The following is a 7,077-nucleotide window of genomic DNA, read 5'->3' on the forward strand; positions in this document are numbered from 1 at the left end:
GACTATCTTAGCTCACTCTCGTGAATATAATGCAAAATCGTTCTATCGAAGTGCTCCTCTACTGAATAACTAAAATTATTGCTTATTTCAGGTGCTTTAACACCGGAATGTAGTTTAACAGGGCATTGTTCAACAAACGCTTCATCCCAAAAGTTAGAGTCTATAAACGTTTGTAGTAATTGCTTTCCTCCTTCTATTAATAACGACTGTATCTTTCGCTGATATAGAATATGCATTATCTGTGCTAGAATATTCTCGGCAAAATCAATTTTGATAAATGTGAGGTTAGATTGATCTAGATGTTCCTTTTCTGTAAAAATGAGGGTTGGTATGTTTCCGTCAAACAAGCAAAGTGTATTAGGTAAAGACAATGTCCGGTCTAAAACGACTCGTACTGGGTGGTTTCCATACCAATTGCGGACAGTTAATGAAGGATTGTCCAATAGTGCTGTTCGTTTACCAACCATAATCGCATCAGTTTCTGCTCTTTTTTTGTGAACCAACATAGAGGAAAGAGAGGAAGAAAGAATGACAGGTGTTCCGTCCATTCGTTCTCGGTCGATAAAGTGATCACCGGATTCAGCCCATTTAAGTGTGATATAAGGTCGTTTAAGTGTGTTGAAAGTGATGAAGCGACGAATGAGATATTCGCATTCCTGTTCCAATACCCCTACAATGACTTCTCGTCCTGCATCGCGCAATTTTTTAATTCCGCACCCAGAGACTTTGGAGAACGGATCTTGACAACCGATGACAATACGTGGTATCTGTTTTTCAATAATTAAATCTGCACATGGAGGCGTTTTCCCATGATGTGAACAAGGCTCCAGGCTGACGTAAATTGTAGACTGTTTTAATAATGAGGTGTCTTTTACAGAACGAATGGCATTGACTTCGGCATGAGCCTCTCCATAGCGAATATGATATCCTTCCCCTATAATACATCCATTACATACAATTACAGCACCTACCATTGGATTAGGAGCTACATTGCACCTACCATTCTTTGCTAATTGAATACAGCGTTTTATATATTTTTCCTCTTCCATTTGATGGTCTTCCATATATTATTCTTAATTTTGCACTCCCAAAATGTAAACATGAACCATATCATTAATTATATCTCCCAGTCTTTGAAGGATATCTATCCCCCGGAAGAGGTAAAAGCCCTTTCGATGATGATTTGTTGTGACATATTGGGACTGGATGCGCTTGATATTTATATGGGCAAAGATATAACTTTATCCGAATGCAAACAGCATGAATTAGAAAACATTATATTCCGTTTACATAAGAATGAGCCGATTCAATACATTCGTGGTATAGCAGAGTTTTGTGGAAGGCCGTTTCGAGTAGCCTCTGGAGTATTGGTTCCTCGCCCGGAAACGGCAGAATTGGTTGATTTGATTGTGAAGGAGAATGCTTGTGCTAAGAGAATATTAGATATAGGGACCGGGAGTGGCTGTATTTCAATCTCTCTTTCTAAAGAGTTGCCAGATACTTTAGTCAAAGCATGGGATGTTTCAGATGAAGCGTTAGAGATAGCTCGTTGGAATAATGAAAGTCTGTCGGCGCGAGTGATATTTGAGAAACAGGATGTGCTGTCTGATATTATATCGGAACAACAACAATATGATGTGATAGTAAGTAATCCTCCATATGTGACAGAGAAGGAAAAGAAAGTTATGGAGCCTAATGTGCTTGAGTGGGAACCTGAATTGGCATTGTTTGTGCCGGATGATGATCCTTTACTTTTCTATCGTCGTATTGCTAATCTCGGGCAACAGTTATTAATACCTGGGGGGCGACTTTATTTTGAAATCAACCAGTCCTATGGGGCTCAAATGGTTCGCTTACTTGAGATGAACCATTACCATAATATACGTGTTATTAAAGATCTTTTTGAAAACGATAGAATAGTTACAGCCAATCGATGAGTGCACAATTAACTGAAGAAGAAGCTTTAAATAAGGTTGCTTCCTATTGCTCTTCTGCCGAACATTGTCGTGCAGAAATAAATGATAAATTGCAAAGATGGGGAATCGCTTATGGAGCTATTACTCGTATTCTCAGTCAGCTAGAGGCCGAGAAATATATTGATGATGAACGTTATTGCCGTGCTTTTGTTACTGACAAATTCCGGTTTGCAAAGTGGGGTAAAGTTAAGATAGCCCAAGGGCTTTATATGAAAAAAATTCCCTCTGATATGGTATGGCGCTATTTAAACGAGATTGATGAAGAGGAATATCTTCTGATCCTGAATGGTTTGTTAGCAACTAAACGTAAAAGTATTCATGCGCAGAATGAATTTGAACAGAATCAAAAACTCATTCGTTTTGCTATGAGTCGAGGATTTGAGATAAAAGATATCAAACGTTGTATAGAAGTATTGGAGGATGAAGTATACGAAGAATGAAAAAATAAACGATTTTCTTCTTTTTAATCTCATTCTATTTCCGTAATTTTGCAGCGAATAATTAATAGTTAGTTTAGTTATGAAAAACTTAGAGAGACTGTTCGCGGAGAAACTGCTGAAGATTAAAGCAATTAAACTTCAACCAGCTAACCCATTTACATGGGCTTCTGGATGGAAGTCCCCTTTTTACTGCGACAACCGTAAAACTCTGTCTTATCCTTCTCTTCGTAATTTTGTGAAGGTTGAAATTACCCGTCTGGTATTGGAACGATTTGGGCAAGTGGATGCGATTGCGGGTGTGGCTACCGGTGCTATACCTCAGGGAGCTTTGGTGGCTGATGCGTTGAATCTTCCATTTGTATATGTTCGTTCTACCCCCAAAGATCATGGATTGGAGAATCTTATTGAGGGAGAACTTCGCCCGGGTATGAAGGTGGTAGTCGTAGAAGATTTGATTTCTACCGGTGGCAGTAGCTTGAAAGCTGTAGAAGCTATCCGTCGTGATGGTTGTGAGGTAATCGGCATGATTGCTGCTTTCACTTATGGCTTCCCTGTTGCAGAACAGGCTTTTAAAGATGCAAGAGTTCCTTTGGTGACATTGACCAATTATGAAGCTGTGCTCGATGTGGCACTTCGTACAGGGTATATCGAGGAAGAAGATATTGCAACACTGAATGATTGGCGTAAAGATCCGGCACATTGGGATGCAGGAAAATAAGATTCCTTTTTGATAAAAATAAGTATAATGTGAGAAGAACCATCCGGGTAATATTCTATTCGGATAGTTCTTTTTTTATTTTTTATAATTCAAGCATATATGAATAAGTTTGAGAGCAGTGTTAAAGTGATTCCTTACAGTCAGGAATGTGTGTATGAGAAACTTTCGGATCTCAGTAATTTAGAAAAGATAAAAGATCGTTTGCCTCAGGATAAAGTGAAAGATGTCAGTTTCGATACTGATACGCTTAGTTTTAGTGTGGCTCCGGTAGGCCAACTTACATTGAAAATAGTAGAACGGGAGCCGTGTAGCTGTATTAAATTAGAAACCACTAATTCTCCGCTTCCTTTCAATCTTTGGATTCAGTTGGTGTCTGCAAGCGAAGAAGAGTGCAAAATGAAAATAACCATTGGTATGGAGATTAATCCTTTTATGAAAGCGATGGTGCAGAAGCCTCTTCAGGAAGGATTGGAAAAGATGGTTGATATGTTGTCACTTATTGATTATTGATTAAGAAATATCCTTTTAAATATGGCACAGAAACTTTGGGAAAAATCCGTTCAGGTGAATAAGGATATTGAACGGTTTACAGTGGGACGTGATCGTGAGATGGACCTTTATCTTGCCAAGCACGATGTGCTAGGCTCGATGGCACATATAACGATGCTTGAGAGTATCGGGCTGCTGACAAAGGAAGAATTAACTCAGTTGCTTGCTGAATTGAAAAATATCTATGCTTCTGCTGACAAAGGTGATTTTGTGATAGAAGAAGGAGTGGAAGATGTACATTCGCAGGTTGAATTGATGCTGACTCGTCGTTTAGGTGATGTTGGAAAGAAGATTCATAGTGGTCGTTCTCGGAATGATCAGATTTTACTTGATCTGAAACTTTTTACGCGTTCTCAGATTAAAGAAATAGCAGAATCTGTAGAGCAACTTTTCCATGTGCTGATTCGTCAAAGCGAACACTATAAGAATGTACTGATGCCAGGTTATACCCATTTGCAGATTGCAATGCCATCTTCATTTGGCTTGTGGTTTGGTGCATATGCTGAGAGCTTAGTCGATGATATGCTTTTCTTGCAAGCTGCATTTAAAATGTGTAATCGTAACCCGTTGGGTTCTGCTGCTGGATATGGTTCTTCGTTTCCATTGAATCGTACGATGACAACCCAGTTGCTTGGTTTTGATTCATTGAATTATAATGTAGTATATGCTCAGATGGGGCGTGGGAAAATGGAACGAAATGTTGCATTTGCTTTGGCTTCTATTGCTGGAACTATTTCTAAGCTTGCTTTTGATGCTTGTATGTTCAATAGCCAAAATTTCGGTTTTGTGAAATTGCCGGATGAATGTACGACTGGTTCCAGTATAATGCCTCATAAGAAGAACCCGGATGTATTTGAACTGACTCGTGCCAAATGTAATAAGTTGCAATCTCTACCTCAGCAGATCATGATGATCGCTAATAATTTGCCTTCCGGTTATTTTCGCGATTTGCAGATTATCAAAGAGGTCTTTTTGCCTGCTTTTCAGGAATTGAAAGATTGTTTGCAGATGACAACATACATTATGGAGAAAATTAAAGTGAATGAGCGTATACTGGATGATGATAAATATCTTCTGATTTTTAGTGTTGAGGAAGTGAACCGATTGGCTCGTGAGGGAATGCCTTTCCGTGATGCCTATAAAAAAGTTGGACTCGATATTGAAGCTGGAAAGTTCTCTTGTAGTAAAGAAGTAAATCATACTCATGAAGGTAGTATTGGTAATCTTTGCAATGCGGAAATCTTTGCTTTGATGCAGCAAGTATTAGATGGTTTCAATTTTTCCGAGATGGAAACCGCAGAAAGAGCACTTCTTGGGAGATAAAATGCAAGATTGGAGGGAAGTTTTTAAACTTTCCTCCGAAAAGATTTGGCAGAAACAAGTAAACTTCTTATCTTTGCACCCGTTGAAAAAACGCGGAAATAGCTCAGTTGGTAGAGCATAACCTTGCCAAGGTTAGGGTCGCGAGTTCGAGTCTCGTTTTCCGCTCTCTTTGAAAGGATGCTCGAATGGTGGAATGGTAGACACGAAGGACTTAAAATCCTTTGGCTATTGCAGCTGTGCGGGTTCAAGTCCCGCTTCGAGTACTTGAGAAAGCCCTGTAAGTCAATGATTTACGGGGCTTTTGCTTTAATGTACTTTCCTACTGTTGCATCTGATTTCTTATACATTTCCTTTGTTTTTTATATGATTTATGTGGCTCATGTAAACCAATATGTAAACCGAAAAATGAGATGAAAGCTACGGTTAATGTGCTGTGTTACAAGTGGGAACATTGGCTACAATACTGACAAACAAAACAGAAAGTCTACCTACCAATTAATAAGTGTGCAGTTTCATACTGTGTTCCTCACGCTTATTCAGAACTTATTTATTAATGGCTATCTATTAGGAACATAGAGGCACAAACAATATTTAATCAATATGAGAACATTTAGATTTATTGGATTGGCTTTAATAGCTATCCTTATCAGTGTGAATTTTGCAGCTTGCAGCAGTGATAATGATGAGAAAGAAGAAACAGGTACAAACATTGTTGGTACTTGGAAATACACTTCAAGCGAAGATGGTACAGGTTCTTTCACTTTCAAAAGTAACGGTGGTTTAGTATGGGATGATGGAGAAGAAACTACTTCAAACCATACTTATCAATTAAACGGTAAGGATTTGAAAATCATCTTTAATAATAATGATGATTACACTTTAGGAACATTTACCATTGCAGGAAGCAAAGCTACTTACAAATATTATTGGTACGACTATACAACCAATAAGAAAGGTGACAAAGAATGCTCAATGTCACTTACAAAGCAATAATTATTGACCTCCTAAACAACAAAAAGCCAACCTACCCAATTAAGGATAAGTTGGCTTTTTCAGTTCTAATCTATAATAATAATTTTTTATGAGCGATACGACTTATGACTACATTTTCACTTACAAACAACTATATACATAGTTATAAAAAAGCCCAAGTGAAAAATGATAAAAATATAATGGCGACTTTTTTCGGTCAGAAATACTTTTATAGTCCCTGTTTAAATTTGGTTGCCACATGCTGTATCTTATTATATAGAGTTGATTATCTTTGCAGTTCAAACAATTTAATCAATGGAACAGATACAAGTTATTCAGAGTAAAATATATGAAATCAGAGGGCAGAAAGTAATGCTTGATTTTGATTTGGCAGAAATGTATGGAACAGAAACCAAATACTTAAAACGTTCGGTGAAAAGAAACATTGAAAGGTTTGAGGGCGAGGATTTTATGTTTGAACTTACGAAAGAAGAACTTTCAAGGTGCAATTTTGGCACCTTGAACAATCAAAGAGGGAGCAACTTTAAATACATGCCTTTCGCTTTTACCGAGTTAGGTGTTGCAATGCTTAGCAGTGTTCTTAATTCAAAGATTGCAATAGAAGTGAATAGAAGTATTATGCGTGCTTTTGTTGCCGTTCGCCAAATGATAGCATTGCCCAAGAGCGATAAATTTGCAGAGTTACAAAATGAAGTGAGAGAACTGAAAGATTACATAGAAGAAGTTTTTGCCGATTACAATGACATTAACGATGATACCCGTATGCAGTTGGAACTTATCAATCAAACATTAGCGGAGCTGCAAACCAAAAAGAAATTGGAAGAGAAGCCACGCAAAAAGATTGGATATATACAGCATGATGAATAACTGTTTATTATGAAATATACAGTATTACTATCTATACAAATAATTGATTCAACTATTTGAATTATAATAGATTATTATTGTGCTGTAAAGTGATATTGACTATATTTGCAATGCAGTTTACTACTGCAAAGAGATTATTAACTTATTGAATAAACCTATATTGATTTATTGAGTTCATGTAAACCAATATGTAAACCAAAGACTTATTGAG

At 37.5% G+C, this 7,077-nt stretch carries 8 protein-coding genes and 2 tRNA genes; 9 read left to right on the forward strand and 1 reads right to left on the reverse strand.

Annotated elements, in window-relative coordinates; genetic code table 11:
* Positions 1-2: 2 nt before the first annotated feature.
* The gene (gene ribD / locus PHO71_RS11745; protein ID WP_300203436.1) at positions 3-1,049 is read right to left on the reverse strand and encodes a bifunctional diaminohydroxyphosphoribosylaminopyrimidine deaminase/5-amino-6-(5-phosphoribosylamino)uracil reductase RibD; all 1,047 of its coding nucleotides are present in this window, start codon (positions 1,047-1,049) and stop codon (positions 3-5) included.
* A 51-nt stretch (positions 1,050-1,100) separates the two neighbouring features.
* Between ribD and prmC the strand changes: the two genes are divergently transcribed.
* The 9 genes from prmC to PHO71_RS11790 all read left to right on the forward strand — a co-directional run bounded on the left by prmC (position 1,101) and on the right by PHO71_RS11790 (position 6,866).
* Positions 1,101-1,937 (forward strand): peptide chain release factor N(5)-glutamine methyltransferase, encoded by an 837-nt coding sequence (gene prmC, locus PHO71_RS11750; RefSeq protein WP_300203418.1) that lies wholly within the window; start codon positions 1,101-1,103, stop codon positions 1,935-1,937.
* A complete protein-coding gene (locus PHO71_RS11755; RefSeq protein ID WP_300203420.1) occupies positions 1,934-2,416 on the forward strand; it encodes a regulatory protein RecX in 483 nt (160 codons plus the stop codon). Before prmC ends, PHO71_RS11755 begins: the two co-directional genes overlap by 4 nt.
* 79 nt (positions 2,417-2,495) lie before the next feature.
* Positions 2,496-3,134, forward strand: coding sequence for an orotate phosphoribosyltransferase (gene pyrE / locus PHO71_RS11760; protein ID WP_300203422.1), 639 nt, complete (start codon positions 2,496-2,498; stop codon positions 3,132-3,134).
* A 99-nt stretch (positions 3,135-3,233) separates the two neighbouring features.
* Positions 3,234-3,644: an SRPBCC family protein gene (locus PHO71_RS11765; protein ID WP_300203424.1), complete on the forward strand. Its 411-nt coding sequence runs from the start codon at positions 3,234-3,236 to the stop codon at positions 3,642-3,644.
* A gap of 21 nt (positions 3,645-3,665) precedes the next feature.
* Positions 3,666-5,006, forward strand: coding sequence for an argininosuccinate lyase (argH, locus tag PHO71_RS11770; RefSeq protein ID WP_300203426.1), 1,341 nt, complete (start codon positions 3,666-3,668; stop codon positions 5,004-5,006).
* A 92-nt stretch (positions 5,007-5,098) separates the two neighbouring features.
* Positions 5,099-5,171, forward strand: a tRNA-Gly gene (locus tag PHO71_RS11775).
* Positions 5,172-5,185: 14 nt separating this feature from the next.
* A tRNA-Leu gene (locus tag PHO71_RS11780) sits at positions 5,186-5,269 on the forward strand.
* Between the two features lie 337 nt (positions 5,270-5,606).
* Positions 5,607-5,999: a hypothetical protein gene (locus PHO71_RS11785; RefSeq protein ID WP_300203428.1), complete on the forward strand. Its 393-nt coding sequence runs from the start codon at positions 5,607-5,609 to the stop codon at positions 5,997-5,999.
* Between the two features lie 294 nt (positions 6,000-6,293).
* Positions 6,294-6,866 carry an ORF6N domain-containing protein gene (locus PHO71_RS11790; RefSeq protein ID WP_300203430.1) on the forward strand — a complete coding sequence of 191 codons (573 nt, stop codon included), beginning with the start codon at positions 6,294-6,296 and terminating at the stop codon, positions 6,864-6,866.
* The last annotated feature ends 211 nt before the right edge of the window (positions 6,867-7,077 follow it).

It is taken from the genome of Bacteroides sp., assembly GCF_028690125.1.
Classification (GTDB): domain Bacteria; phylum Bacteroidota; class Bacteroidia; order Bacteroidales; family Bacteroidaceae; genus Bacteroides.

Bases quoted from the DNA above. Each gene is read 5' to 3' on its own strand.
- ribD (WP_300203436.1), bottom strand. From the start codon at position 1,049: ATGGAAGAGGAAAAATATATAAAACGCTGTATTCAATTAGCAAAGAAT.
- prmC (WP_300203418.1), top strand. From the start codon at position 1,101: ATGAACCATATCATTAATTATATCTCCCAGTCTTTGAAGGATATCTAT.
- PHO71_RS11755 (WP_300203420.1), top strand. From the start codon at position 1,934: ATGAGTGCACAATTAACTGAAGAAGAAGCTTTAAATAAGGTTGCTTCC.
- pyrE (WP_300203422.1), top strand. From the start codon at position 2,496: ATGAAAAACTTAGAGAGACTGTTCGCGGAGAAACTGCTGAAGATTAAA.
- PHO71_RS11765 (WP_300203424.1), top strand. From the start codon at position 3,234: ATGAATAAGTTTGAGAGCAGTGTTAAAGTGATTCCTTACAGTCAGGAA.
- argH (WP_300203426.1), top strand. From the start codon at position 3,666: ATGGCACAGAAACTTTGGGAAAAATCCGTTCAGGTGAATAAGGATATT.
- PHO71_RS11785 (WP_300203428.1), top strand. From the start codon at position 5,607: ATGAGAACATTTAGATTTATTGGATTGGCTTTAATAGCTATCCTTATC.
- PHO71_RS11790 (WP_300203430.1), top strand. From the start codon at position 6,294: ATGGAACAGATACAAGTTATTCAGAGTAAAATATATGAAATCAGAGGG.